Genomic DNA, 394 nt, shown 5'->3' on the forward strand with positions numbered 1-394 from the left:
GCGTTATGTCGGCCAGCGTTATGCTGATTCCGGTCATGAAGAGTCGGTGCCCGGTTATGCCCGTGTCGATATGGGTGCTGGTTATCAGTTGCCATTGGCCAGTGGTGATCTGTCGGTGGATGTAAATGTGGTCAATCTGACGGACAAGCGCTATATCGGCCGGATTAATGCCTCGGATGTGCAAAGTACTGGCTCATATACCTATTACTCTGGTGCGCCGCGTTCATATCTGATGACGTTGGCTTATATCTGGTAATTACTGGCAATAGCGGATCTGGCTGGCTGTCTTTGGCTGGCTGGCCAGAGAGGCCTGGTGGCTGTTTCAGGTATTGCCCCAGGCCATGATGATAATGCGGCTTGCTGGTTAGCAAACAAGTGTATTGTGGTGTTTGGT

General features: G+C 51.5%; 1 protein-coding gene. It reads left to right on the forward strand.

What is annotated here, in order from left to right:
• Nucleotides 1-256 (forward strand): TonB-dependent receptor (locus tag Q4563_RS16735; protein ID WP_303605292.1); only part of this gene is annotated, 256 nt, incomplete at its 5' end.
• Between the last annotated feature and the right edge of the window lie 138 nt (nt 257-394).

It is taken from the genome of Gilvimarinus sp. 1_MG-2023, assembly GCF_030548285.1.